The sequence below is a fragment of the Aeromonas sp. s2 genome (assembly GCF_040907935.1).
Classification (GTDB): domain Bacteria; phylum Pseudomonadota; class Gammaproteobacteria; order Enterobacterales; family Aeromonadaceae; genus Aeromonas; species Aeromonas dhakensis.
The window spans coordinates 34,269-59,206 of the sequence record NZ_JBFOCR010000009.1 but is presented as its reverse complement, the minus strand read 5'-3'; the positions used below and the strand labels follow the sequence as shown (position 1 = coordinate 59,206).

Annotated in this window: 27 protein-coding genes; 22 read left to right on the top strand and 5 right to left on the bottom strand. The window is 60.9% G+C overall.

Translation table 11 applies throughout. The annotated features are described in order from the left end of the window. Positions 1–27 precede the first annotated feature (27 nt). Positions 28–594 (bottom strand): alkyl hydroperoxide reductase subunit C, encoded by a 567-nt coding sequence (gene ahpC, locus AB5Y81_RS05245; protein ID WP_005299724.1) that lies wholly within the window; start codon positions 592–594, stop codon positions 28–30. A 661-nt stretch (positions 595–1,255) separates the two neighbouring features. Further along, positions 1,256–1,702 carry a CBS domain-containing protein gene (locus AB5Y81_RS05240; RefSeq protein WP_017765922.1) on the bottom strand — a complete coding sequence of 149 codons (447 nt, stop codon included), beginning with the start codon at positions 1,700–1,702 and terminating at the stop codon, positions 1,256–1,258. Positions 1,703–1,913: 211 nt separating this feature from the next. On the opposite strand from AB5Y81_RS05240, the gene queA reads away from it, so the two are divergent. From queA to nlpI, 7 genes are all read left to right on the top strand, one after another. Continuing rightward, the gene (queA, locus tag AB5Y81_RS05235; RefSeq protein ID WP_010634307.1) at positions 1,914–2,981 is read left to right on the top strand and encodes a tRNA preQ1(34) S-adenosylmethionine ribosyltransferase-isomerase QueA; all 1,068 of its coding nucleotides are present in this window, start codon (positions 1,914–1,916) and stop codon (positions 2,979–2,981) included. 121 nt (positions 2,982–3,102) lie between these two features. Then, complete coding sequence (gene tgt / locus AB5Y81_RS05230; RefSeq protein WP_010634306.1) at positions 3,103–4,239, top strand: tRNA guanosine(34) transglycosylase Tgt; 1,137 nt, start codon at positions 3,103–3,105, stop codon at positions 4,237–4,239. Positions 4,240–4,289: 50 nt separating this feature from the next. Continuing rightward, a complete protein-coding gene (gene yajC / locus AB5Y81_RS05225) occupies positions 4,290–4,625 on the top strand; it encodes a preprotein translocase subunit YajC (RefSeq protein WP_005299732.1) in 336 nt (111 codons plus the stop codon). An 18-nt stretch (positions 4,626–4,643) separates the two neighbouring features. Then, on the top strand, positions 4,644–6,497 hold the full coding sequence (gene secD, locus AB5Y81_RS05220) for a protein translocase subunit SecD (RefSeq protein ID WP_005299734.1): 1,854 nt from the start codon (positions 4,644–4,646) through the stop codon (positions 6,495–6,497). A 9-nt stretch (positions 6,498–6,506) separates the two neighbouring features. Further along, positions 6,507–7,454, top strand: coding sequence for a protein translocase subunit SecF (secF, locus tag AB5Y81_RS05215; protein WP_005299746.1), 948 nt, complete (start codon positions 6,507–6,509; stop codon positions 7,452–7,454). 99 nt (positions 7,455–7,553) lie between these two features. Further along, positions 7,554–7,922: a rhodanese-like domain-containing protein gene (locus AB5Y81_RS05210; RefSeq protein WP_010634304.1), complete on the top strand. Its 369-nt coding sequence runs from the start codon at positions 7,554–7,556 to the stop codon at positions 7,920–7,922. 90 nt (positions 7,923–8,012) lie between these two features. Further along, positions 8,013–8,960, top strand: coding sequence for a lipoprotein NlpI (gene nlpI / locus AB5Y81_RS05205; RefSeq protein ID WP_005299750.1), 948 nt, complete (start codon positions 8,013–8,015; stop codon positions 8,958–8,960). Positions 8,961–9,094: 134 nt separating this feature from the next. On the opposite strand, the gene AB5Y81_RS05200 is transcribed toward nlpI, so the two are convergent. Next, positions 9,095–9,967, bottom strand: a complete 873-nt coding sequence (locus tag AB5Y81_RS05200) for a U32 family peptidase (RefSeq protein WP_054545102.1) — start codon at positions 9,965–9,967, stop codon at positions 9,095–9,097. A 12-nt stretch (positions 9,968–9,979) separates the two neighbouring features. Then, a complete protein-coding gene (locus AB5Y81_RS05195) occupies positions 9,980–10,975 on the bottom strand; it encodes a peptidase U32 family protein (protein ID WP_054545101.1) in 996 nt (331 codons plus the stop codon). A gap of 191 nt (positions 10,976–11,166) precedes the next feature. On the opposite strand from AB5Y81_RS05195, the gene AB5Y81_RS05190 reads away from it, so the two are divergent. Next, on the top strand, positions 11,167–11,706 hold the full coding sequence (locus AB5Y81_RS05190) for an SCP2 domain-containing protein (protein ID WP_025201837.1): 540 nt from the start codon (positions 11,167–11,169) through the stop codon (positions 11,704–11,706). Here AB5Y81_RS05190 and AB5Y81_RS05185 read toward each other — a convergent pair. After that, positions 11,653–12,069, bottom strand: coding sequence for a hypothetical protein (locus AB5Y81_RS05185; protein WP_010634300.1), 417 nt, complete (start codon positions 12,067–12,069; stop codon positions 11,653–11,655). The genes AB5Y81_RS05190 and AB5Y81_RS05185 overlap by 54 nt on opposite strands. A 180-nt stretch (positions 12,070–12,249) precedes the next feature. Here AB5Y81_RS05185 and trmJ point away from each other — a divergent pair, with 180 nt between their 5' ends. The 14 genes from trmJ to rodZ all read left to right on the top strand — a co-directional run bounded on the left by trmJ (position 12,250) and on the right by rodZ (position 24,930). Next, entirely contained in the window at positions 12,250–12,978 is a 729-nt protein-coding gene (gene trmJ / locus AB5Y81_RS05180) for a tRNA (cytosine(32)/uridine(32)-2'-O)-methyltransferase TrmJ (protein ID WP_279484497.1), read from the top strand. A 93-nt stretch (positions 12,979–13,071) separates the two neighbouring features. Further along, a complete protein-coding gene (gene iscR / locus AB5Y81_RS05175; protein WP_011705634.1) occupies positions 13,072–13,575 on the top strand; it encodes a Fe-S cluster assembly transcriptional regulator IscR in 504 nt (167 codons plus the stop codon). A gap of 57 nt (positions 13,576–13,632) precedes the next feature. Then, on the top strand, positions 13,633–14,847 hold the full coding sequence (locus AB5Y81_RS05170; RefSeq protein WP_005299763.1) for an IscS subfamily cysteine desulfurase: 1,215 nt from the start codon (positions 13,633–13,635) through the stop codon (positions 14,845–14,847). A 54-nt stretch (positions 14,848–14,901) separates the two neighbouring features. Then, a complete protein-coding gene (gene iscU, locus AB5Y81_RS05165; RefSeq protein ID WP_005299770.1) occupies positions 14,902–15,285 on the top strand; it encodes a Fe-S cluster assembly scaffold IscU in 384 nt (127 codons plus the stop codon). 15 nt (positions 15,286–15,300) lie between these two features. Then, positions 15,301–15,624, top strand: coding sequence for an iron-sulfur cluster assembly protein IscA (gene iscA, locus AB5Y81_RS05160; RefSeq protein WP_005299772.1), 324 nt, complete (start codon positions 15,301–15,303; stop codon positions 15,622–15,624). 121 nt (positions 15,625–15,745) lie between these two features. Beyond that, positions 15,746–16,264, top strand: coding sequence for a co-chaperone HscB (gene hscB / locus AB5Y81_RS05155; protein ID WP_017780043.1), 519 nt, complete (start codon positions 15,746–15,748; stop codon positions 16,262–16,264). Between the two features lie 28 nt (positions 16,265–16,292). Further along, positions 16,293–18,140 (top strand): Fe-S protein assembly chaperone HscA, encoded by a 1,848-nt coding sequence (gene hscA, locus AB5Y81_RS05150; protein WP_279484496.1) that lies wholly within the window; start codon positions 16,293–16,295, stop codon positions 18,138–18,140. Between the two features lies 1 nt (position 18,141). After that, positions 18,142–18,480 carry an ISC system 2Fe-2S type ferredoxin gene (gene fdx / locus AB5Y81_RS05145; RefSeq protein ID WP_005299781.1) on the top strand — a complete coding sequence of 113 codons (339 nt, stop codon included), beginning with the start codon at positions 18,142–18,144 and terminating at the stop codon, positions 18,478–18,480. A gap of 157 nt (positions 18,481–18,637) precedes the next feature. Next, positions 18,638–19,942, top strand: coding sequence for an aminopeptidase PepB (pepB, locus tag AB5Y81_RS05140; RefSeq protein ID WP_368146573.1), 1,305 nt, complete (start codon positions 18,638–18,640; stop codon positions 19,940–19,942). Further along, the gene (gene pepB, locus AB5Y81_RS05135; protein WP_279484494.1) at positions 19,939–21,222 is read left to right on the top strand and encodes an aminopeptidase PepB; all 1,284 of its coding nucleotides are present in this window, start codon (positions 19,939–19,941) and stop codon (positions 21,220–21,222) included. The genes pepB (AB5Y81_RS05140) and pepB (AB5Y81_RS05135) overlap by 4 nt, the downstream gene beginning before the upstream one ends. A 272-nt stretch (positions 21,223–21,494) precedes the next feature. Then, positions 21,495–21,923 carry a nucleoside-diphosphate kinase gene (gene ndk, locus AB5Y81_RS05130; protein WP_005299787.1) on the top strand — a complete coding sequence of 143 codons (429 nt, stop codon included), beginning with the start codon at positions 21,495–21,497 and terminating at the stop codon, positions 21,921–21,923. A gap of 168 nt (positions 21,924–22,091) precedes the next feature. Next, positions 22,092–23,195 carry a bifunctional tRNA (adenosine(37)-C2)-methyltransferase TrmG/ribosomal RNA large subunit methyltransferase RlmN gene (locus AB5Y81_RS05125; protein WP_005299790.1) on the top strand — a complete coding sequence of 368 codons (1,104 nt, stop codon included), beginning with the start codon at positions 22,092–22,094 and terminating at the stop codon, positions 23,193–23,195. A gap of 12 nt (positions 23,196–23,207) precedes the next feature. Then, positions 23,208–23,999, top strand: a complete 792-nt coding sequence (gene tapF / locus AB5Y81_RS05120) for a PilW family type IVa pilus biogenesis/stability lipoprotein TapF (RefSeq protein ID WP_017765910.1) — start codon at positions 23,208–23,210, stop codon at positions 23,997–23,999. Then, entirely contained in the window at positions 23,989–24,930 is a 942-nt protein-coding gene (rodZ, locus tag AB5Y81_RS05115) for a cytoskeleton protein RodZ (protein ID WP_279484493.1), read from the top strand. Before tapF ends, rodZ begins: the two co-directional genes overlap by 11 nt. Positions 24,931–24,938: the final 8 nt, after the last annotated feature.

The following is a 24,938-nucleotide window of genomic DNA, read 5'->3' as shown; positions in this document are numbered from 1 at the left end:
ACGGGCCGGTCTTCAGAGCGGGAAGGCTTAGATTTTGCCTACCAGATCCAGGGACGGGGCCAGGGTCGCGTCGCCTTCTTTCCACTTGGCCGGGCACACTTCACCCGGGTGAGCGGCAACGTACTGGGCAGCCTTGACCTTGCGCAGCAGCTCCAGAGCGTCACGGCCGATGCCGCCAGCGTTGATTTCAACGATCTGGATGATGCCCTGCGGGTCGATGACGAAGGTACCGCGGTCAGCCAGACCAGCTTCTTCGATCATCACGCCGAAGTTGCGGGTGATGGTGCCGGTGGGGTCGCCGATCATCGGGTACTGGATCTTCTGGATGGTGTCAGAAGTGTCGTGCCAGGCCTTGTGGGTGAAGTGGGTGTCGGTGGAGACGGCGTAGATCTCGACGCCCAGCTTCTGGAATTCGGCGTAGTTGTCAGCCAGGTCGCCCAGCTCGGTCGGGCAGACGAAGGTGAAATCAGCCGGGTAGAAGAACACCACGGACCACTTGCCTTTCAGGTCAGCGTCAGACACCTGAACGAATTTGCCATTGTGGTAGGCGGTGGCGTTGAACGGCTTGATTTCAGTGTTGATGTAGGTAGACATGTATTTGCTCCTTGGTGATGTACATGTGCCCGTCCGGTAGTGAAGAGTCGTGCCAGACGAGGCGTTTAACTTTCGATGGGTTCATCATAGGGGCTTTTCCTAATCGGTCAAAGCCGCAATTTTGAATCACTTAAATCGACTTATTAGATAAAACACCTCTGCTGTACCTAACATGAATATCGCCAGCATGCAGAGATAACTCCTTGTCGAGATTCAACATCTGTGCGCGACCTCGGCTTTTCAAGGGGAGAGGGGAGAGGGCCGTCAAGTCGTGGCGCAGAGGGGCGTCGGGGGTGAGCGAACGGGCGGCGCGAGCGTGCCAGGTGAAGGGGAGGGGTACAACGCGGATAAAAAAATCCCGGCGTCGTCGCAAGGACAAGGCCGGGTCATCAAACAAGGAATGGCTATATAAACAAAAGCTTTACAGCAAAGACTAACTACGGGGTGTGCAAACTTGCAGACAAATGAGAGGAAGAGGATGGGTGCACAATCCCTCGTCTCCCCCTCGGCAACTATTGCATGGCGGTCATGATAGTGTGATGCAGATCACAAAGCAAGCTGGTGGTGTAATTTTTCAGTCAAAATGAAAGTGTTTCACCATTTATGCCGATAATTCAGGCTGAAAACGCTTTTATTGTAATTTAATTACAGGTTTCGCAGATCAAAAGTCATCAGATGGCTCCTGCTCTTCCATCAGCTCCAGCAGATTGATGGCCACGGCAATGAAGTCCGACTCTGTGACTATGCCTACCAGCTTGTGCCCTTTGAGTACCGGCAGGCAGCCATATTTGTGGCGCTGCAGATAGAGGGCTGCCTCCTTGATGCCGGCATGGGGATCCACGCTCGCCACCTGGCGGGTCATGATCTCGTCGAGCTGGACGCTGTCGGTGAACTCCGCCTCCCGCTCCGGATTGATCAGCAGCAGCTTGGATTCGCGGGTGGCCAGGATATCGGAGAGGGTGACCAGGCCCAGCAGATGATGGTGGTCGTCAACGATGGGAATATGGCGGATCCGCTCCTGCTGCATCAGGTCCATCGCCTGTTTGACGCTGTTTTCCGGACCCAGGGTGAAGGGGTGTTCAGTCATGATCTCGGATAGGGTCATCATGGTGGGCCTCCTTGTGTATCTGCTTTCACCCTAGCCCAGCCCCCTTCGGCAAAACATGATCAGGGTCAATACAAAACCTTAAAGGTTTCTTAACTGGCCCTGCTTCACATAATTGCTCGCTATCCCTTGTCTCTCTTGGGTTTTTGGTCTTTTGGGTTGCCTTGCAAGAGGGGGATAACTAGACTAGCCGCCGATTCCCCCGAGGTGAAAGATGCAAGTATCCGATTTTCATTTTGATCTGCCAGACGAGCTGATTGCCCGCTATCCGATGGCGGAGCGTACCGCCAGTCGTCTGCTGCAGCTCGACGGTCAAACCGGCGCCCTGCGCCACGGTCAATTTGTCGATGTGCTGGACCAGCTCAACCCCGGTGATCTGCTGGTGTTCAACAACACCCGGGTCATCCCCGCGCGCATGTTTGGCCAGAAGGCCAGCGGCGGCAAGCTGGAGGTGCTGGTGGAGCGCATCCTGGACGAGCACAGCGTGCTGGCGCACGTGCGCTCATCCAAGTCGCCCAAGCCAGGCACCCGCCTGATCCTGGATGCCGGTGCCGACGGCGTGCCCGTCGAGGCCGAGATGCGCGCCCGTCACGACGCCCTGTTCGAGATCCACTTCCTCGATCCGCGCCCGGTGCTGGAGATCCTGGAAGCCATCGGCCACATGCCGCTGCCCCCCTATATCGATCGTCCCGACGAGGATGCCGACAAGGAGCGCTACCAGACCGTCTACAACCAGAAGCCGGGCGCCGTGGCGGCGCCGACCGCCGGCCTGCACTTCGACGAGCCGCTGCTGGAGAAAATTCGTGCCAAGGGCGTGGAAACGGCCTTCGTCACCCTGCACGTGGGGGCGGGCACCTTCCAGCCGGTACGGGTGGACAAGATTGAAGATCACCACATGCACTCGGAATACGCCGAAGTGCCGCAGGAGGTGGTGGACGCCATCGCGGCGACCCGTGCCCGCGGCGGCCGGGTGATTGCGGTGGGGACCACCTCGGTACGTTCGCTCGAGAGCGCGGCCAAGGTGACCCTGGCCCAGGGCAAGCCGCTGGCGCCGTTTTTCAGCGACACCGACATCTTCATCTTCCCGGGTTACCAGTTCCAGGTGGTCGATGCCATGGTCACCAACTTCCATCTGCCCGAGTCGACCCTGATCATGCTGGTCAGCGCCTTTGCCGGCTATGACAACGTGATGGCCGCCTACCAGGCCGCCGTGGCCGAGCAGTATCGTTTCTTCAGCTACGGGGACGCCATGTTTGTCACCCGTCGCCGGGCAGCGGCGTAAGCGGCTGCCCTTCAGAAGCCGTTCAGGACCTGATCGTCAGGATCCCGGCCGGCTTCTTGTACCGGGCCGGTGCGGCCCTACTATTTGTCAGACTGTTTCTCTGACTGAAACCGAGGTAGCAATGAAATTTGAACTGAAAACCACCGACGGCCGTGCCCGTCGCGGTCAGCTGGTATTCGAGCGCGGCACCGTGCAGACCCCGGCCTTCATGCCGGTTGGCACCTACGGCACCGTCAAGGGGATGACCCCGGAAGAGGTACGTGAAACTGGCGCCCAGATCCTGCTTGGCAACACCTTCCACCTCTGGCTGCGCCCGGGGCAGGAAGTGATGCGCGCCCACGGCGATCTGCATGACTTCATGAACTGGCAGGGCCCGATCCTGACCGACTCCGGCGGTTTCCAGGTGTTCAGCCTGGGGCACATCCGCAAGATCACCGAGGCGGGGGTGCACTTCCGTCACCCCATCAACGGCGAGAAGATCTTCCTCGACCCCGAGAAGTCCATGGAGATCCAGTACGATCTGGGCTCCGACATCGTGATGATCTTCGACGAGTGCACGCCGTACCCGGCCACTTACGAAGAGGCGCGCAAGTCGATGGAGATGTCCCTGCGCTGGGGCAAGCGCTCCCGCGACAAGTTCGATGCGCTGGGCAACAAGAACGCCCTGTTCGGCATCATCCAGGGCTCCGTGTACGAAGATCTGCGGGATGTGTCGCTGGACGGTCTCTTGGAGATCGGTTTCGACGGCTACGCGGTCGGCGGTCTGGCGGTGGGTGAGCCCAAAGAGGACATGCATCGCATCCTCGAGCACGTCTGCCCAAAAATTCCGGCCGACAAGCCACGCTACCTGATGGGGGTGGGCAAGCCGGAAGATCTGGTGGAAGGGGTGCGCCGCGGCATCGACATGTTCGACTGCGTGATGCCGACCCGCAACGCCCGCAACGGTCACCTGTTCACCACCGACGGGGTGGTCAAGATCCGCAACGCCAAGTATCGCGAGGACACCAGCACCCTGGATGCGGACTGCGACTGCTACACCTGCAAGAACTACACCCGCAGTTATCTGTACCATCTGGACAAGTGCAACGAGATCCTCGGTGCCCGTCTGAACACCATTCACAACCTGCGTTATTACCAGCGTGTGATGCAGGGTTTGCGGGACGCGATCGAGCAGGGTAAATTAGACGACTTTGTAACTGAGTTTTACCGTCGGCAAGGGAAGCCCGTGCCTCCGTTAGCTGAAAATGACGTGAAATAACAACGATTTATAAGCTAGTTATCAAATTTACATCAATAAGAGGTTGTTAAATGAGCATTATCTCCAAGGCATATGCAGAAGGCGCGGCTCCGGCGGCACAGGGTGGTGGCATGGAAATGATCATCATGCTGGCCGTGTTCGGTCTCATCTTCTACTTCATGATCTATCGTCCCCAGGCCAAGCGTGCCAAGGATCACCGCAATCTGATGAGTTCCCTCTCCAAGGGTGACGAAGTGCTCACTTCCGGCGGCCTGGTCGGCAAGATCGCCAAGGTTTCCGCCGACAGCGAATACATTGTGCTGTCCCTGAACGATCAGACCCAGGTCACCATCAAGCGTGATTTCGTCTCTGCCGTTCTGCCCAAGGGTTCTATCCAGTCCCTCTAATCTCCCGAGGAGCACAGCGTGTTAAATCGCTATCCGCTGTGGAAATACCTGATGGTGATCGTGGTGATCGCCATCGGTTTTCTATATGCAGCCCCCAATCTTTACGGCGAAGACCCGGCCTTGCAGATCTCTGCCAGCCGGGGTGCCGAAGTCAAGCTTGATACCCTTGACCTGGTGAAAGCGACCCTCGACGAGGCGAAGATCCCGGTCAAGCATGCGGCGTTCGAACACGGCTTCATTCTGATTCGTTTCAAGAACACCGAAGAGCAGCTCAAGGCGCGCGATCTGGTCGCCAACAAGCTGGGTGACAACTTCATCACCGCGCTCAACCTGGCGCCTTCCACCCCTGCCTGGCTCGAAGCCATTGGTGCCAACCCGCTCAAGCTGGGTCTGGACCTGCGTGGCGGCGTGCACTTCCTGATGGAAGTGGACATGGCCGAAGCGCTGGCCAAGCAGCAGGAGCAGATGGTGCAGGATTTCCGCTCCGAGCTGCGTACCCAGAAGATCCGTTACTCCGGCGTGCGCCGGGTCGGTGATCAGGTACAGGTGGTCTTCCGCGACGAAGCCGACCAGAGCAAGGCGGTCTCCTTCCTGCGTCGTCAGAACCCGGATCTCACCTTTACCACCGAGCAGAAGGGGGACGAGTTCGTCCTGCTGGCCTCCTTAAGTGAAGCCAAGGTCAAGGAGGTGAAGAAGTACGCCCTCGAGCAGAACATCACCATCATCCGCAACCGGGTGAACGAACTGGGTGTCGCCGAGCCGCTGGTACAACAGCAGGGTGCCGAGCGCATCGTGGTGGAACTGCCTGGTATCCAGGACACCGCCCGTGCCAAGGAGATCCTGGGCGCGACCGCGACCCTGGAATTCCACATGGTCGATGAGACCGCCGACATCCAGGCTGCGGCCGACGGTCGCGTACCGCCGAGCTCCAAGGTCTACAACGATCGCAACGGTCGTCCGGTGGTGCTGCAAAAGCGCATCATCCTGACCGGTGACCACATCGTGGGTGCCCAGTCCGGTTTCGACGAATACAGCCGTCCCCAGGTCAACATCAAGCTCGATGGCCAGGGTGGCAACAAGATGGCCAACTTTACCAAGGACAACGTCGGTAAGGGCATGGCCACCGTATTCATCGAATACAAGCCGGTCGGTCAGCCGGGTCCGGACGGCAAGCGCAAGTTCCGCAAGCAGGAGGAGGTGATCAACGTCGCCACCATCCAGTCGCGCCTTGGCAGCCAGTTCCGCATCACCGGCATCGACAACGCCAACGAAGCCCACAACCTGGCGCTGCTGCTGCGTGCTGGTGCGCTGATCGCCCCGATCCAGATCGTGGAAGAGCGCACCATTGGCCCGAGCCTGGGTCAGCAGAACATCGACAGCGGTATGGAAGCCATCGGCTGGGCCATGCTGGTGATCGTGCTGTTCATGGGGATCTACTACCGTGCCTTCGGTTGGGTGGCCAACATTGCCCTCTCCATGAACCTGGTGCTGATCGTCGGCATCATGTCGATGATCCCGGGGGCCACCATGACCCTGCCGGGCATCGCCGGTATCGTGCTGACGCTGGGCATGGCGGTGGACGCCAACGTGCTGATCTACGAGCGCATTCGTGAAGAGATCCGCAACGGCCGCGGCGTGCAGCAGGCGATCCACCTGGGCTTTGATCGGGCATTCTCGACCATCGCCGACTCCAACATCACCTCGCTCATCACCTGTGTGATCCTGTTCGGTATCGGTACCGGCGCCATCAAGGGCTTCGCCCTGACGCTGGGGATTGGTCTGAGTGCGTCCATGTTTACCGCCATCACGGTATCCCGCGCCATCATCAACCTGGCCTGGGGTGGTCGGCGCCTCGACAAGCTGCCGATCTAAGGAAGAGACATGTTTCAGATTCTACATTTTGAAAAGCCCATCCCCTTCATGCGCTTTGCCAAGCCGGGTGTGGTCTTCTCTACCCTGCTGATGGTGATCTCCCTGTTCTTCCTGTTCGATCGGGGTCTGAACTGGGGTCTGGACTTCACCGGCGGCACCACCATCGAGGTGGGCTTCCAGCAGTCGGTGAGCCTGGAGAAGATGCACGAGGTGCTGGACGAGCAGAAGATTGAAGGGGCGACCCTGCAACACTTCGGCTCCAGCCGTGACGTGCTGGTGCGCCTGACCCCGAAAGAGGGGGTCAAGGTGGAGCAGCAGGGCAACGAGGTGCTGGCGGCCGCCAAGGTGATCGATCAGGGCGCCGTGCTCAAGCGCGTGGAGTTCGTCGGCCCCTCCGTGGGTGACGAGCTGGCGACGGACGGTGCGCTGGCCATGCTGGCCTCCATCATCTGCATCATGATCTACGTGGCGGTACGCTTCGAGTGGCGTCTGGCCATGGGCGGCATCCTCTCCCTGGTGCACGACGTGGTGATCACCCTGGGCGTCTTCGCCTACTTCCAGTACGAATTCGACCTGACCGTGCTGGCGGCCTTGATGACCCTCGTGGGTTACTCCCTGAACGACACCATCGTAGTGTTCGACCGCCTGCGGGAGAACTTTCGCAAGGTGCGCAAGGGGGATACCGAGTACATCCTGGATCTCTCCATGACCGAGACCCTGAGCCGGACCATCATCACCTCCGGCCTGACCTTCGTGGTGGTGCTGGCGCTGCTGCTCAAGGGCGGTCCGCTGATCCACGGTTTCTCGGTGGCCATGGTGATCGGTGTGGCGTTTGGTACCTACTCCTCCATCTATGTGGCGAGCTCGTTCGCCATGTTCTTCGGGGTCAAGCGGGAGCACATGCTGCCGACCCAGGTGGAGAAAGAGGGCGCGGATCAGCAAGAGATCCTGCCGTAAATGACAAGGGCGCCACGAGGCGCCCTTTCTCTTATCATCCGGGTGAGCCATTATGACGGTTTCACCCACGGCCATTGGCCAAGAGGCAAGGAGCAAGCCATGCAACACAATCCCCGTTTTCTGGCGCTGGTAGAGGCCATTCGCCCCCATGTGAAGGAGACCGACGTGCACCAGATCAAGCGCTGGCAGGAGGAGGGGCGCACCTTTCACCTGGTCGACGTGCGGGAAGAGAGCGAGTGGGCCAGGGGCCATCTGCCGGGCGCGACCTACCTCGGGCGCGGGGTGATCGAACGGGATATCGAGACTCGTTATCCGGATCCCGACACCGAGCTCTACCTCTATTGTGGTGGCGGTTTTCGCTCTATTCTGGTGGCGGAGAACCTGCAGAAGATGGGCTACGGCCGGGTGGTCAGCGTGGATGGTGGCTTTCGGGGCTGGTGTGATGCCGGATACCCTGTCGAATCCTGATTTATTTGAGGGAGAGAGGCTCAGCCACATGACAAAGTGTCGGCTGACCTTTACCATATGCCGGGTCAAGCGTAAGCGTCGGAGTGTTCATTGAACGTCAGGAAAGGGATTGGATACCTCCTTGGTATCCTGTTGCTGCTCCCCATGTGGGGTTGCAGCAGTAGCAGTCAGGTTCAAACGCCTCAAGTTCCCAAGCCGCAACCCGCTTCACTGGTATTGGCGACCCCCCTGCAGGTCTCTTACCAGAGCGAGTTGGCGTTGGCGCGACTCGGGCAGATGCTCAGTGAGATGGAATTGACCACCGAGCAACGGGCCGAACTGTTTTATGAGCGTGCTGTCGTGTTTGACCGGGTAGGCTTGCGCTCTCTGGCGCGGCTGGATTTCAACCGTGCCCTGCGGGAGAAGCCGGATTTCGCCGAAGCCTACAACTTCATCGGCGTCTATCTGGTGCAGCAGCAGAATTATGACGAAGCCTACGAGGCATTTGATTCCGCCCTCGAGCTGGCTCCCGATTATGACTATGCCTATCTGAACCGTGGTATTGCGCTCTATTACGGCAATCGCCCCGAGCTTGCCGCAGCCGATATGAAGCGCTTCTACGAGGCGCAGCCGGAAGATCCCTACCGGGTGATCTGGCTCTATCTGGCCGAGCAGAAGCTCAATGCGCCGGCCGCCATGAGCCGGATGCGCGAGCGGCTCAACAAGTATGACGACGACGCCTGGAACTGGGATCTGGTGCGCCTCTATACCGGCGAGCTCAACGCTACCCAGTTGATGGGCAATGTGGTGAAAGGGGTGAAGGACAACCGGGAGCTCGCCGAGCGCCTGTGCGAGACCTACTTCTACCTTGGCAAGTTCGAGCTGGCCAGGGGCAATCGCAAGGAGGCCATCAGCTACTTCAAGCTGGCGCTGGCCAACAACGTGTATGACTTCATCGAGCACAGATATGCCCTGCTCGAGCTGGAGCTGATGGCGCGCAAACCCCTGCCGCCCGGCGCCCAGAGTGCCCAGGGCAAGAGCAGCAAGCAGGCATCCTGAATCTTGCTGGCTGTCGCCGCTTTGAACGATATGGAAAAGGCCTCATAGCGAGGCCTTTTTGCTGTTTGGGTGTCAGGTTTTACGGCGCCATTGCATAGAGTGACCACCGTGCCTGCCCGCCGGTAAGGGCGCAATTACTGCGCCAGCATCATGCCGGGGATCTGGCGCCAGTAGCCGTTGCAGTCCCGCTCCTGTTGCAGGGGCAGGGGGGCCTGACCCCGTTCGTTGGCCTTGAAGCGATCCAGCATCGTCAGGGTATCCAATCCCTCAGGGGAGAGCCGTACCACATCCACCAGTCCTTCCATGCCGGCCAGATCGTTGCCCAGGTTGTAGCAGTAACCAGACTGGGTCTGGATGCCGTTGAGGTTGAACACCTTCTGCCCCTCGCGGCTGCTGGCGAGCCGGCCGGTGGGGTAGTCGATGCAGGCCAGTTCACAGTTGTCCTTGGGCCGATCGAGTGAACGGGCGGTGAAGCAGCGCGCCGAATAGGCGAGCGGCAGGTGGCCGTAGGCGAACACCTCCACCTCGAACTGCTGGCGGGCGTTGCCGAGATCCTGATTGAGCTGCACCAGCCAGTCGCGCGACAGCTCCACCGGCATCACCCAGCGCTGCATCCCCTGTTTGAGCAGCATGCGCAGCACGTCGGCGTTGTAGGCGTTGATGGCGGGGCCGCAGACGAACGGCAACCCGGCCTCGCTGGCGAGCTGGACCGCGCCCAGATCGTTGGCCTCGATCATCAGTTCGCCGTTGTCGACCAGCCGCTTCACCTCCTTGAGCTCGGAGGGGGCGGAGATGAGTGCCAGGGTGGAGAGCACCGCCTGCTTGCCCGAGCCGGCCACCTGACGGGCGAGGGCAATCCAGTCATCCACTTTCAGTTCGCGGCGCTTGCTGCAGACGGTTTCCCCCAGATAGACGATGTCGGCCTGGCTTTGGGCGACCGCCTGATAGAAGGCCTGGGTGTCGGCCTTGGGCCAGTAGAAGAGCAGGGGGCCGAGAGAGAATTTCATGAACAGGGCTCCTTATTGCCACTGGCGATGATAGGCGCCGAGGGTGGTCTGGCTTCCCTCGGAGACGCGGGCGAGCTGGGCATCCCACTCGGCCTTGACCCGATAGGCCTCGGGGTTGGCCTGATAGGCGTCGATGGCGGCGCGCCAGACCCGGGTCACCTGCTCCACGTAGGCGGGGCTGCGCTGGCGCCCCTCGATCTTGACCGACTGGATGCCGGTCTGGAACAGCTCGGGCAACAGGCCCAGGGTGTTGAGGCTGGTGGGCTCCTCCAGCGCGTGGTAGGTCTGACCGTCCACCTCGAAGCGCCCCTTGCACAGGGTCGGGTAACCGGCGTTCTCCCCCGGGCCGTAACGGTCGATCAGCACTTCGTTGAGGCGAGACTCGAGGCCGCTTGGGGTCTCTTCCCAGCGCACGAACTTGGCCGGTGAACAGGCACCGACGGTGTTGGGGCTCTCGCCGGTCATGTAGGAGGAGAGGTAGCAGCGCCCCTCCGCCATGATGCAGAGGCTGCCGAAGGCGAAGACTTCGAGGCCGACGTCGGTCTCGCGGGCCAGCTGTTTCACCTGGTGCATGGAGAGCACGCGGGGCAACACCACCCGACCGACGTTGAAGTGCTGCTGGTAGAAACGGATGGCGGCGGTGTTGGTGGCGCTGGCCTGCACCGAGACGTGCAGCTCCAGATCCGGGTAGCGGCGGCTGGCATAATCGAGCACGGCGAGATCGGCGATGATCAGGGCATCGGCTCCCAGTGCGGCGCCCTTGTCCACCGCCTGCTGCCAGCGGGCATCGGAGCCCGGGTGGGCGAAGGTGTTGATGGCGATGTGCAGCTTGCGGCCATGTTGATGCACGTAGTCGACCGCTTTCTCCAGCTTGCTGTCGGTGAAGTTGAGCCCGGCGAAATGGCGGGCGTTGGTGTCATCCTTGAAGCCGATATAGACGGCATCGGCCCCGTTATCCACGGCTGTTTTCAGTGCCGGCAGACTGCCTGCCGGACAGAGTAATTCCATCGGTACGCTCCGAGAGGGCAAAAAATGCAAAAAAGTGGCCCGATTGTATTCACCGGCGTCCTTCCACTTTTTGACCTGAGGCAGCTTTGTGTGGCTTTACCCTTCTTGAGGTAAGTGAGCACAAGTTTGATTTCCAACAGGATCATGGCGCCGACCCTGTGTTTGAATGCGCAAAAAACTGGGAGTTCATCGTGTTCAAACAACTGCAGCATCGCCTGGTCGAACAGGCCCCCCGCTTCTTGCGCCATCCCCTCAAGCTGGTGCCCTTTGCCCTGCAACAGCATCTGATGGAGCGCCTGCTCGCCAGCGTCTTCAAGGAGGCCATCGCCGATGGCGACTTTGCATTTCTGGCCGGCAAGTGGCTCAAGGTCGAGGTATCGGATCTCGAGCTCTGCTGGTTCATCAGCGAGCAGGAGGGCAAGCTGGTGGTGGCTCGTCACTGTGAACAGGCCGATGTCTGCTTCAGCGGCAGCAGCAACGATCTCATCCTGATCGCCGGTCGCAAGGAAGACCCCGATTCCCTCTTCTTCCAGCGCAAGCTGAAAATAGAAGGCAATACCGAGCTGGGACTGGAGGTAAAAAACCTGATGGACAGCCTGGATCTGGACGGGTTGCCGAGCCTGGTGCGCTATCCGCTGATGGATCTCGCCACCTTTATCGAGCAGGCCAGAGCCAGCTCAGCGCAAGAGGCGCATTCTGCGCCGGCGGGTGGGGTGGCGTCTCAGCTGTGAGGCTAGCCCCTCGGCATGATGGCGATAGTGGTTGCGGGCCCACAGGCAGCGCAGGGCCCAGAGGCAGGGCAGCAACGCCAGCAGGGCTCCGGCGCCTTGCTGGCGTGACAACAGCAGACCCAGCACCAGCCAGAGGAAAGGTTGGGCCTCATAGAGCCACTCCGGCTGCAGCCAGACCTTGTTTGGGAAGATGACCAGATCGGTGCGCCGATAGCTGGAGCGCATCATCCAGCTGGCGGCCCCGGCGACAAACAGCAGGCCTCCCGCCAGCCAGAGCAGCGGGGAGTGGCTGAGAGCGATGATGCCGATGGCTGCCAGCAGATAGCAGGCCGGCAGCTTCTCATAAAGCCAGCGCGGGCACATGTGGTCTCCTCTCTTTCACCTTCCCATCCTCCAAGTTTAGCCTGCCCTTATGCCCGCCTCATGCCGCTTTGTTCTACAAACCGGCGCGATAGTTGTGAAATGGAGCGCCATTTACGGTGCCAAAATAGCGATTGGCTATGTTACAATTGCGCGCCATTTTTGACTGAAGATTGACTGGGCATGTTGGATCAGATTCGTATCGTGTTGGTAAACACCTCTCACACCGGCAACATGGGGTCTGCGGCACGCGCCATGAAGACCATGGGCTTGAGTCAGATGGTGCTGGTTGATCCACAAGCCCTGCCTGATGGCAATGCCAATGCATTGGCCGCCGGTGCCAGCGACATCCTGGCCAATGCCCGTGTCGTGGCGACGCTGGATGAAGCCATCGCCGACTGCGGCCTGGTGATCGGCACCAGTGCACGTTCCCGCACCCTGAGCTGGCCCATGCTGGATCCCCGCGAAGCGGGCGAGAAGCTGGTGGCCGAGGGGATGCAGCACCCGGTGGCGCTGGTGTTTGGCCGTGAACGTACCGGCCTCACCAACGACGAGTTGCAAAAGTGCCACTACCATGTGGCCATCCCGGCCAATCCCGAGTACAGCTCCCTCAATCTGGCCATGGCGGTGCAGACCCTCTGCTATGAGGTGCGCATGCACTGGCTGCAGCGGCAAGAGCAAGCAGGCGACAGCGGGATGGCAGTGGAGTACCCCAGTGCCGAACAGCTGGAAGGTTTTTATCAGCATCTGGAACAGACGCTGCTCAAGACCGGTTTCATCACCGATGACCACCCGGGTCAGGTGATGAACAAGTTGCGTCGCCTGTTCAACCGGGCGCGTCCGGAGGCGGTGGAGCTCAACATTCTGCGCGGCATTCTGACCTCGGTGCAAAAACCCAGGTCGCAGGATTAAACCCGACTGAATTACTCAACCATATACTTGACTGATTTAGTCGGGTATGTGACCATATGCCCATATTGATTGGTTCGCAAGACGGTAAGGCATATGAGACTGACCTCAAAAGGACGTTACGCTGTGACTGCCATGCTCGACGTGGCGTTGCATGCAGAGCAGGGGCCCGTGCCCCTGGCTGATATTTCAGAGCGCCAGGGCATCTCCTTGTCCTATCTGGAGCAACTGTTTGCCCGCCTGCGCAAGCATGGCCTGGTAAGCAGCGTGCGTGGCCCCGGTGGCGGCTATCGCCTCGGTCTGGCCCCGAATGCCATCTCGGTCGGTCAGGTGATCACCGCGGTGGATGAATCGGTGGATGCCACCAAGTGCCTCGGCAAGGGCGGCTGCCACGGCGGCACCCAGTGTCTTACTCACTCCTTGTGGCGTGACCTGAGCGAGCGGATCTCCAGCTTCCTGGGGGATATCACCCTGGCCGAGCTGGTTGATCAGGCGGATGTGCGCCGCATTGCCGGCAAGCAAGACGAACAGATGAAAACCGTGTTGTCCCTGGTTGATCGGGCAGAACGCGGCGATGTGAGCTTGAAAGTCCAACTATAAACAAACGTGCTTTCCACAGCCGGTCGATGTATGACCCAGGCTGTAACGGAGAAAAACATGAAACTGCCTATTTACCTTGATTATTCGGCAACCTGTCCGGTGGACCCGCGTGTCGCAGAAAAAATGATGCAGTGTCTCACCATGGATGGCCTGTTCGGCAATCCAGCTTCCCGTTCCCACCGTTTCGGCTGGCAAGCCGAAGAGGCGGTTGACCTGGCCCGTAATCAAGTGGCAGAGCTGATCGGTGCCGACCCGCGCGAGATCGTCTTCACCTCCGGCGCCACCGAGTCCAACAACCTGGCCATCAAGGGCGTCGCCCACTTCTACGCCGGTAAGGGCAAGCACATCGTTACCTCCAAGACCGAACACAAGGCGGTACTGGATACCTGCCGCCAGCTGGAGCGCGAAGGCTATGAGGTGACCTACCTCGAGCCGATGCCCAACGGCCTGTTCACTCTGGAGCAGATCGAAGGCGCCCTGCGCGATGACACCATCCTGGTCAGCATCATGCACGTCAACAACGAGATCGGCGTGGTGCAGAACATTGCTGCCATCGGCGAGCTGTGCCGCTCCCGCAAGATCCTGCTGCACGTGGATGCAGTACAGAGCGTGGGTAAAATTCCGGTGGACGTGGAAGCGCTCAAGGTTGACCTGCTCTCCATGTCTGCTCACAAGGTATATGGCCCGAAAGGCATTGGTGCTCTCTACGTGCGCCGCAAGCCGCGTGTGCGCCTGGAAGCCCAGATGCACGGTGGTGGCCACGAGCGCGGCATGCGTTCCGGCACCCTGCCGACCCACCAGATCGTCGGCATGGGCGAAGCCTTCCGTATCGCCAAAGAAGAGATGGTGAGCGAAGGTCAACGCATCATGGCCCTGCGTCAGCGTCTGTGGGACGGCATCAAGGATATCGAAGAGGTCTACATCAACGGTGACCTGGAACAGCGTGTGCCGGGCAACCTCAACGTCAGCTTCGCCTATGTGGAAGGGGAATCCCTGATCATGGCGCTCAAGGATCTGGCGGTCTCTTCCGGTTCTGCCTGTACCTCGGCCAGCCTGGAGCCCTCCTACGTGCTGCGCGCCCTGGGCCTGAACGACGAGCTGGCGCACAGCTCCATCCGTTTCAGCATGGGTCGCTTCACCACCGAAGAAGAGATTGATTACGCAATCAAGCTTATCCGTGACTCCATCGGTCGTCTGCGCGAGATGTCTCCCCTGTGGGAGATGTACAAGGACGGCGTCGATCTGAACACGGTCGAATGGGCTCATCACTGATCCTTGCCAAGAGAGCAAGTGTTTGGTGAACAACGGAATTAGCAGGAGTTAGATATGGCTTACAGTGAAAAAGTAATCGACCACTACGAGAACCCCCGTAACGTAGGTGGCTTCGACAAGAACGATCCCAGCATCGCTACCGGCATGGTCGGTGCGCCGGCCTGTGGTGACGTGATGAAGCTGCAGCTGAAGATCAGCGACGACGGCATCATCGAAGATGCCAAGTTCAAGACCTATGGTTGTGGCTCCGCCATCGCCTCCAGCTCCCTGGTGACCGAGTGGGTCAAGGGCAAGACCCTGGACGAAGCAGCCGGCATCAAGAACACCGACATCGCCGAAGAGCTGGCGCTGCCGCCGGTGAAGATCCACTGCTCCATTCTGGCCGAGGATGCCATCAAGGCCGCCATCGCCGATTACAAGCAGAAGAAAGGTCTCTAAGGTCAGGAGCGCAGTATGGCCATTACCATGACAGATGCCGCAGCGGCACGGGTTTCCTCTTTTCTGGCCAACCGGGGCAAGGGCATCGGCCTGCGCCTCGGCGTCAAGACCACAGGCTGTTCCGGTCTTGCCTACGTGCTCGAATTTGTCGACGAGCTGGCGGATGAAGATCAGGTATTCGAGCAGGACGGCGTCAAGATCATCGTCGATGCCAAGAGCCTGATCCACCTGGATGGTACCCAGCTGGACTTCGTCAAGGAGGGCCTCAACGAGGGCTTCCAGTTCAACAACCCCAACGCCAAGGGCGAGTGTGGTTGCGGCGAAAGCTTCAGTGTCTGAGATGTTTGCTACACCTGATTGCGCATGTGTTGAACCGGCCGGCCACGGCCAGTTCAACCACGCCGTCCCGTTTGCCGAGGGCGAGCAGGACGGCGGTCGCATCAGGGTCTAAGAGGTCTGCATGAATCATTTCGAGCTGTTTGGGCTGGTGGAAGGCTTCGAGCTCGATACCCGTCAGTTGGCGGATACCTACCGTCAGTTGCAAACCCAGTTCCATCCCGATCGTTTTGCCACGGCTCCCGAGCGGGAACAGCTGGCCGCGGTGCAACGTGCCGCCCAGATCAACGATGCCTTCACTACCCTCAAGGCGCCCCTGCGCCGAGCCGAGTACCTGCTCTCCCTGCGTGGTACCGATATCCGCGGCGAGCAGCAGACGCTGCAAGATCCCGCCTTCCTGATGCAGCAACTGGAGTGGCGCGAGCGGCTGGCCGATCTGAAAGGCGAAGCCGACCCTGAGCGGGCCATCAAGGATTTTCGCCAGGAGATCAGGCATGATCACCAGCAGTTGATGCAACAGCTGACCCTGAGCCTCGCCACCGGCGATGATCAGAAGGCCGCTGACTGCGTTCGCAAGCTCAAGTTTGTCGACAAGCTCCTCGAGGAGCTGGAACGATTCGAAGACTCCCTGTTCGAGTCTTGATCCTTTAACGCTGGAAGTTTGATTACCCATGGCATTACTGCAAATCGCCGAGCCCGGCCAGAGCGCCGCACCTCATCAGCACAAGCGTGCCGTCGGCATCGACCTTGGCACCACCAACTCGCTGGTCGCCGCCGTGCGCAGCGGTCAGGCCGACACCCTCTGTGACGAGCAGGGGCGTGATCTGCTGCCCTCCGTCGTGCATTACCAGGCCGATACCATCCGGGTCGGCTTCGATGCCAAGCGCGAGGCAGCCCTCGACCCGCACAACACCATCGTCTCCGCCAAGCGGATGATGGGCAAGGCGCTGGCCGACATCGATACCCGCCAGCAGCCCTACGAATTCGTGGCGGCCGACAACGGCATGCCGCAGCTGCAGACCCGTCAGGGGTTGGTCAACCCGGTGCAGGTCTCGGCCGAGATCCTCAAAAAACTGGCCGAGCGGGGCGCCGCCGCCCTGGGTGGCGATCTCGACGGCGTGGTGATCACAGTGCCCGCCTATTTCGACGACGCCCAGCGCCAGGGCACCAAGGATGCGGCCAGACTGGCCGGTCTGCACGTGCTGCGTCTGCTCAATGAACCGACCGCCGCCGCCATCGCCTATGGCCTCGACTCCGGTCAGGAAGGGGTGATCGCCGTCTATGACCTGGGTGGCGGTACCTTCGATATCTCCATTCTGCGTTTGCATCGAGGGGTGTTTGAGGTGATGGCCACTGGCGGCGACTCGGCCCTCGGCGGCGATGATTTCGATCACCTGCTGGCGGACTGGCTCAAAGAGCAAGCCGGGTTGTCCGGTCAGCTCGATGCCCGTACCCAGCGCGAGCTGCTGGACGCCGCCGCCGCCGTCAAGCACGGCCTGACCGATGCCGATGCCGTTGCCTGCGCCTTTGCCGGCTGGCAGGGCTCCGTCACCCGCAGCCAGTTTGACGAGCTGATCCAGCCACTGGTCAAGCGCACTCTGCTGGCCTGTCGCCGCGCCCTGCGCGATGCGGGTCTCGAACAGGAAGAGGTGCTGGAAGTGGTGATGGTCGGCGGTTCGACCCGGGTGCCGCTGGTGCGCGAGCTGGTGGGGGAGTTCTTCCAACGCACGCCACTGACCAGCATCGACCCCGACAAGGTGGTGGCCATCGGTGCCGCCATCCAGGCCGACATCCTGGTGGGCAACAAGCCCGATGCCGAGATGCTGCTGCTGGACGTCATTCCGCTCTCTCTTGGTCTTGAGACCATGGGGGGCCTCGCCGAGAAGGTGATCCCGCGCAACACCACCATTCCGGTGGCCCGCGCCCAGGAGTTCACCACCTTCAAGGATGGCCAGACAGCGATGGCGATCCACGTGGTGCAGGGCGAGCGCGAGCTGGTGGCCGATTGCCGATCCTTGGCCCGCTTCACCCTGACCGGCATTCCGCCCATGGCGGCGGGGGCGGCCCACATTCGCGTCACCTTCCAGGTGGATGCGGACGGTCTGCTGTCGGTCAGCGCCATGGAGAAATCCTCCGGCGTGCAGGCCGAGATCCAGGTCAAGCCCTCCTACGGATTGGGTGAGGACGACATCCTCAACATGCTGAGCGCCTCCATCGCCAATGCCCAGCAGGACATGGACGCCCGCATGCTGGCGGAGCAGCAGGTCGAGGCCGACCGGGTGGTCGAGAGCCTCAACGCCGCGCTGGCCGCCGATGGCGAGGCGCTGTTGAGCACCGCCGAGCGGGCCGAGCTGGATGCTGCGATCAATCATCTGCTGACCATGCGCAGCTCGGGTACCACCAACCAGATCAAAGAGGCCATCGAGGCGGCGGACGCTGCCAGTGGCGAATTTGCAGCCCGTCGGATGGATGCCTCCATCCGCAAGGTGCTGACCGGACAAAACGTCAACAAGGTGTAATATGCCAAAACTGATTATTCTGCCCCATCCCGAGCTCTGTCCGGACGGCGCGGCCCTCGAAGGCGCGACCGGTGAAACCATTCTGGACATCGCGCTGCGCAACGGCATCGAGATCGAACACGCTTGCGAGAAGTCCTGCGCCTGCACCACCTGCCACTGTGTGGTGCGGGAAGGGTTCGACTCCCTCGAGCCGAGCGACGAGCTGGAAGACGACATGCTGGACAAGGCGTGGGGACTGGAGCCGGAATCCCGTCTCAGCTGCCAGGCCAGACTGGCGGACGAGGATCTGGTGGTGGAACTGCCCAAGTACACCCTGAATCTGGCGTCTGAGCGCCACTGATGACCCCTTAATTACACATGAGTGAATTGCGCGTGCAGCATCTCGTGGTGCAGTAATGATATGGTGAAGGCCGTGACCCTTGAGGGCGCGGCCTTTTTTGTGCCCGCGATCTCCCTATTCGTTGATGAAAGTGCCAATAAAAAGGAAGCAAGAGAACATGGCTGACATGATGAACGTACGGTTGTCTTCCCAGGCTGCCGCCGCCCACTGGGGCGAGGGTGCCCTGCTCAGTTTCAACGGCGACGAAGCCCATCTCCATCTGGGCAGCGGCGGCCAGGAGAAGGAGGCGCTGCGCGCTATCCAGCGCGGGGCCAGACGCCTCGAGTCGAGCGGCATCAAGCGCGTCAAGCTGGTGGGTGAGGGCTGGGATCGGGAGCGTCGCTACGCCTTCGCCCAGGGCTTCTATGCCGCCAAGGGGGTGCGCGAGCTCGACTTTGGTGAGCAGAGCGACAAGGAAGCCGGCGAGCTGGCGGCCCTGCTCAAGGCGGCCCGCTGGGTGCGCGAGGTGACCAACGGCTGCCCGCAGGAGATCTATCCCATGAGCCTGGCGGAGTCCGCCCTGCTGCTCATTCGCAGCCTCGCCGGTGACAAGGTGACCGCCCGCATTACCGCCGGGGAGGCGCTGCAGGAGGCCGGTCACATCGGGATCTGGTCGGTGGGCCGTGGCAGCGAGCGCGAGCCGGTGCTGCTCGAGCTCGACTACAACCCGACCGGGGATGCCAACGCTCCCGTGCTGGCGGCCCTGGTGGGCAAGGGGATCACCTTCGATTCCGGCGGCTACTCCATGAAGTCCTCCGACAACATGCTGCCGATGAAATCCGACATGGGGGGCGCCGCCATGGTGACCGGCGCGCTGGCGCTGGCCATCAGCCGTGGCCTCGACAAACGGGTCAAGCTGATCCTCTGCTGCGCCGAGAACCTGGTCTCCGGCCACGCCTTCAAGCTCGGCGACATCCTCACCTATCGCAACGGCATCTCGGTCGAGATCCAGAACACCGACGCGGAAGGCCGTCTGGTGCTGGCCGATGGCCTGCTGGCCGCCAGCGAAAGCGGGGCAGCCTACATCCTCGACGCCGCTACCCTGACCGGCGCCGCCAAGACTGCGCTGGGTCGCGACTACAATGCCGTGTTTGCCCTCGATGAGGCCGAGCAGGCGCGCGCGCTGGCGGCCGCCAAAGCCGAAAACGAGCAGGCCTGGGCGCTGCCGCTGGAGCCCTGGCACGCGGGCCAGCTCACCTCTGCCTTTGCCGAGCTGGGGAACGTGGCATCCGCCGAAGGCACCGCCGGTGCCACCACGGCAGCCGCCTTCCTGTCGCGCTTCGTGCGTGACGAAGGCAAGGGTTGGGTACACCTGGACCTGGCCGCCTCCTATCAAAAATCGGGCAACGATCTGTGGGCGACCGGTGCCAAGGGCCACGGTCTGCGTACCATTGCCCGCTGGTTGCAGGAGGTGGGCGCATGAACGTCTGGTTGAGCCGAGAATTTGCGCCGGCCGAGTGGGGGGAGGGGGCGCTGCTCTCTCACCGCGCCGATGGCATGGTGATCCATCTGGTGACCACCACCCCCTTGCTGGACATCCAGCAGGCGGCGCGGCGCCTGTGCAGCCAGGGGATCCAGCAGGTGGTGCTGGCCGGTCACTGGGAGCGCGAGCAGCAATGGGCCTTTGCCCAGGGGCTGCAGACGCCCAAGGCGGAGGTGGCGCTGCAGTGGGCTACCTCGTCCGAGGAGGACCGGGAGGAGCTGGAGGCGCGCTGGCTGTGCGGGCGCTGGGTGCGAGAGATGACCAATGCTACCCCCGAACAGTTGGGGCCGCTGGAGCTGGCGGTCGAAGCCGCCGCCTTCCTCACCGAGCTGGCCCCCGACAAGATCAGCCATCGCATCCTCAAAGGGGAGGCGCTGCAACAGGCGGGCTGGGTCGGTCTCTACCAGGTCGGTCGTGGCAGCGAGCGCGAGCCCGTGATGCTGGAGCTGGACTTCAACCCAGGCCGGGATCCCAAGGCACCGGTGGCCGCGGCCCTGGTGGGCAAGGGGATCACCTTCGACTCCGGCGGCTACTCCATGAAGACCTCCCAGGGCATGCTGACCATGAAGCACGACATGGGGGGCGCCGCCATCGTCACCGGCGCGCTGGCGCTGGCCATCCTGCGCGGCCTCGACAAGCGGGTGAAGCTCATCCTCTGCTGCGCCGAGAACCTGGTTTCGGGTCACGCCTACAAGCTGGGTGACATCCTCACCTACAAGAACGGCACCACGGTGGAGATAGTCAACACCGACGCCGAGGGGCGCCTGGTGCTGGCCGACGGTCTGCAACTGGCCGGCGAATCCGGCGCGCCGCTGGTCATCGACGCTGCCACCTTGACCGGCGCGGCGGTGATGGCGCTGGGTGGACGCTACAACGCGCTGTTTGGCCTCGACAAGGGGCTGGTGAGCCGCGCCATGGCCTATGCGGATGCGGAGCAGGAGCCTGCCTGGCCGCTGCCGCTGGAGCCCTGGCACAGCCAGCAGTGTCCGTCCCACTATGCCGACACTGCCAACAGCCGTCCCGTGCCGGGCGGTGGCCCGGGCGGCGCCTCCAATGCGGCCGGATTCCTCTCCCGCTTCGTGGGCAACGAAGGGCGAGGCTGGTTGCACGTGGATCTCGCTGCCTGCTTCAGCGACAACGGCGACAATCTGTGGGCACCGGGGGCCAATACCCTGGGGATGCGCACCATCGCCCACACCCTGTTGGCGGAGACCCGCTGAGAGGACCACATCAAGGGCACCTGAGGGTGCCCTTTCCCATATTGCAGAAGATGGGCAATAGCCAATGTTTCAGGGGGTTAGCATGGTGATCGTGCGCAAGCACACATTTTTTCCTGCCGGCCTGGGCCAAGATGAGTGGTGATGTTGTTTTAGGGATGGAATTGTTTAATAAAAAGTTGCTTTTCTGTGTGTTATTTCGGTTTTTGTTTACGTATAATCGCCGCCGAACATGGATTCTAACAATAAATCTCTGTAGTTAAGGAAAGATCTCAATGGCCATCGAACGTACCTTCTCCATCATCAAGCCGGACGCCGTCAGCAAGAACCTGATCGGTGCCATCTACAACCGTTTCGAGAGCGCTGGCCTGAAAGTCATCGCCGCCAAGATGCTGCACATGAGCAGCGAACAAGCCGCCGGTTTCTACGCCGAGCACCAGGGCAAGCCTTTCTATGATGGTCTGGTCAGCTTCATGACCTCCGGCCCCGTCATGATCCAGGTGCTGGAAGGCGAAGAAGCCATCCGTCGTCACCGTGAAATCATGGGCGCCACCAACCCGAAAGAGGCCCTGGCCGGCACCCTGCGCGCCTGCTACGCCGAGAGCATCGATCGCAACGCCGTGCACGGTTCCGATGCGCCGGCCTCTGCCGCTCGTGAAATCGCCTACTTCTTCTCTGACGCCGAGATCTGCCCGCGCGGTTGATTTTCGTCAGCAGAATCTCAAGGGAGCCTCGGCTCCCTTTTGTTTTTTGGTCATTCGGCCAATATCCCCTTATTCTCCAGGTGGAAAGCCGGACCCATAATTTGTACAATGCCGCCCCCTGACGTAGGTCAGCCGATAATTTATGAAGTGTGTGAGCTGAGGCCCTTGATGAGCGAAACAAAAACCAACCTGCTGGATCTCGATCGGGATGCCATGCGTGCCTTCTTCGTCGAACTGGGCGAGAAGCCGTTCCGGGCAGATCAGGTAATGAAGTGGATTTATCACTTTGGTTGTGATGATTTCGATCAGATGAACAACGTCAACAAGGTGCTGCGCGAGCGTCTCAAGGAGATCGCCGAGATCCGGGCGCCGGAAGTGAGCCGCGAACAGCGCTCCTCCGACGGCACCATCAAGTGGGCGCTGCAGGTTGGCGGCCAGGAGGTGGAGACCGTCTACATCCCCGAGGACGATCGGGCGACCCTGTGTGTCTCCTCCCAGGTGGGCTGCGCCCTGGAGTGCAAGTTCTGCTCCACCGCCCAGCAGGGCTTCAACCGCAACCTGAAAGTCTCCGAGATCATCGGTCAGGTGTGGCGCGCCGCCAAGATCGTCGGCGGCAAGCGTCCCATCACCAACGTGGTGATGATGGGCATGGGCGAGCCGTTGCTCAACCTCGCCAACGTGGTACCGGCCATGCGCCTGATGATGGATGACTACGGCTACGGCATCTCCAAGCGCCGGGTCACCATCTCCACCTCCGGCGTGGTGCCCGCACTGGACATGCTGGGCGACCAGATCGACGTGGCGCTGGCCATCTCCCTGCACGCTCCCAACGACAAACTGCGCTCCGAGATCATGCCGATCAACGACAAGTACAACATCGAAGCCTTCCTGGCCGGTGTGCGTCGCTACCTCGGCAAGTCCAACGCCAACGGCGGCCGGGTCACGGTGGAGTATGTGCTGCTCGATCACATCAATGACGACATGCAGCATGCCCACGAACTGGCCAAGGTGCTCAAGGACACCCCGAGCAAGATCAACCTGATCCCGTTCAACCCCTTCCCGGGCAACCCTTACGGCAAGCCGAGCAACAGTCGCATCGACCGTTTCTCCAAGGTTCTGATGGAGTACGGCTTCACCGTCATTGTCCGCAAGACCCGTGGTGACGACATCGATGCCGCCTGCGGTCAGCTGGTGGGGGAGGTGATCGATCGCACCAAGCGCACCATGAAAAATCGGATGCAACAGGATGGGATTTCCGTCAAAATGGTTTAACTTGCTAAGCCATTGTATAGTCAGGGAATGGATACACGTACATTGATCGTAGTGGCAGCGCTCTGTGCGCTGCCAGGCTGTGTTACCGAGACCACTTACGCTGGCCAGAATTCCACCCAGCGTGAGGTCGGTCCCGACCTCAAGGCGGCAGCCCAGACCCGTCTGGATTTGGGCATCCAGTATCTGCAGCAGGGCAACGCCGAGCAGGCCAAGTTCAACCTTGATCGCGCCCTCCAGTACGACGCCGCCAATCCTCAGGTTTACATCGGTTTTGCCTACTTCTACCAGCAGGTGCAAGATTACAAGGCAGCCGAAGCCAGTTACCAGAAAGCCCTTGCCGTGGATCCGTCCAATGCTGACGCGATGAACAACTATGGCGCCTTCCTTTGCAATCGCGGTCGTTTCGACGAGGCTGAGAAAGCCTTCCTGCAGGCCGTCAGCCAGCCGAACTACATCAAGATCGCCGATACCTATGAAAACGCGGCACTTTGCGCCGCGCAAAATCGCAGAAATGATAAAGCAAGCGAGTACTATCGCTTGGCCTTGGGGTATAATCCCCGCAATCCAAGGTTATTGCTGGACATGGCGGAGCTTTCCATGAAAGATGGCAAGCTGCCTGATGTGCAGGCCTATCTCGCCCGTTTTGCCGATGTATCGGACGAGAACGAGAACAGTCTCTGGTTGAGATTGCGGCTGGCGCAGGCCATGGACAAACCGGCACTACTTCACCAATTCGGGACTGAGCTGGTAAGGCAATATCCCACTTCGCAACAAGCCAAGCGTTACTTAGCCAATGACTACTGAACAGCCACACGATTTCCAAGACGACTCCCAGGCAGTTGGCCCAGGCCAGCTGCTGCGCAACGCCCGTGAACAGCTCGGCTGGACGCGAGAACAGGTTGCGTCCCGCATTCACCTTCGTCTGACCCTGATTGCCGCGATCGAATCGGATACGTATGACAAACATACCTCCCATACTTTCATCCGCGGCTATCTGCGTACCTATGCCAAGCTGGTCGGTATTCCGGAAGAGACCATCCTCGCCGCTTATGACAAGCTGGGCCTGACGCCGCCCGACAACATCGACATGCAGAGCTTCTCCCGCCGCTCCCGCCAGCAGGCCAATGACAGTCGCCTCAAGGTGGTGACCTGGCTGGTGATCCTGGTGCTGATCGCCCTCTCCGTCGTCTGGTGGTGGCAGAGCACGGCGCGTCGCTCCGCCGGTGATGAGGCCCTGGCCGCGACCGAAATGGGCGCAGCCCGCAACACCAATACGCCAAACGCTACCCCGGCCGTCGATGTTGCCGAGCCGGTACTGGCTCCTGCCACTTCCGCCGCCGCAGATGCTGCCGTAACCCCCGTGGTGAGCGATGCCGCTGCAACCACTCTGCCGGAGGATGCCAGCAGCTCCGTGGCGACCACCACTGCCGAGACGTCTGCCGCCACCGCCACGCAACCGGCTGACGACACCGCCGCGAGCGAGCCTGCCAAGGTGCCCCAGCTCAAGATGAGCTTCACCGCCGACTGCTGGCTGGACGTCAAGGATGCCAATGGCAAGACCCTGTTCAGCGGCCTCAAGAAGGCCAATGACGAACTGGTACTGGAAGGACCCGAGCCGCTCAAATTCATCATTGGTGCGCCCATGGCCATCAATATCGAATACAAGGGCAAGTCCATCGACATGAGCCGTTACAACAACGGCCGGACTGCTCGCCTCTCACTGCCGCAGGAGTAATCTGTCCG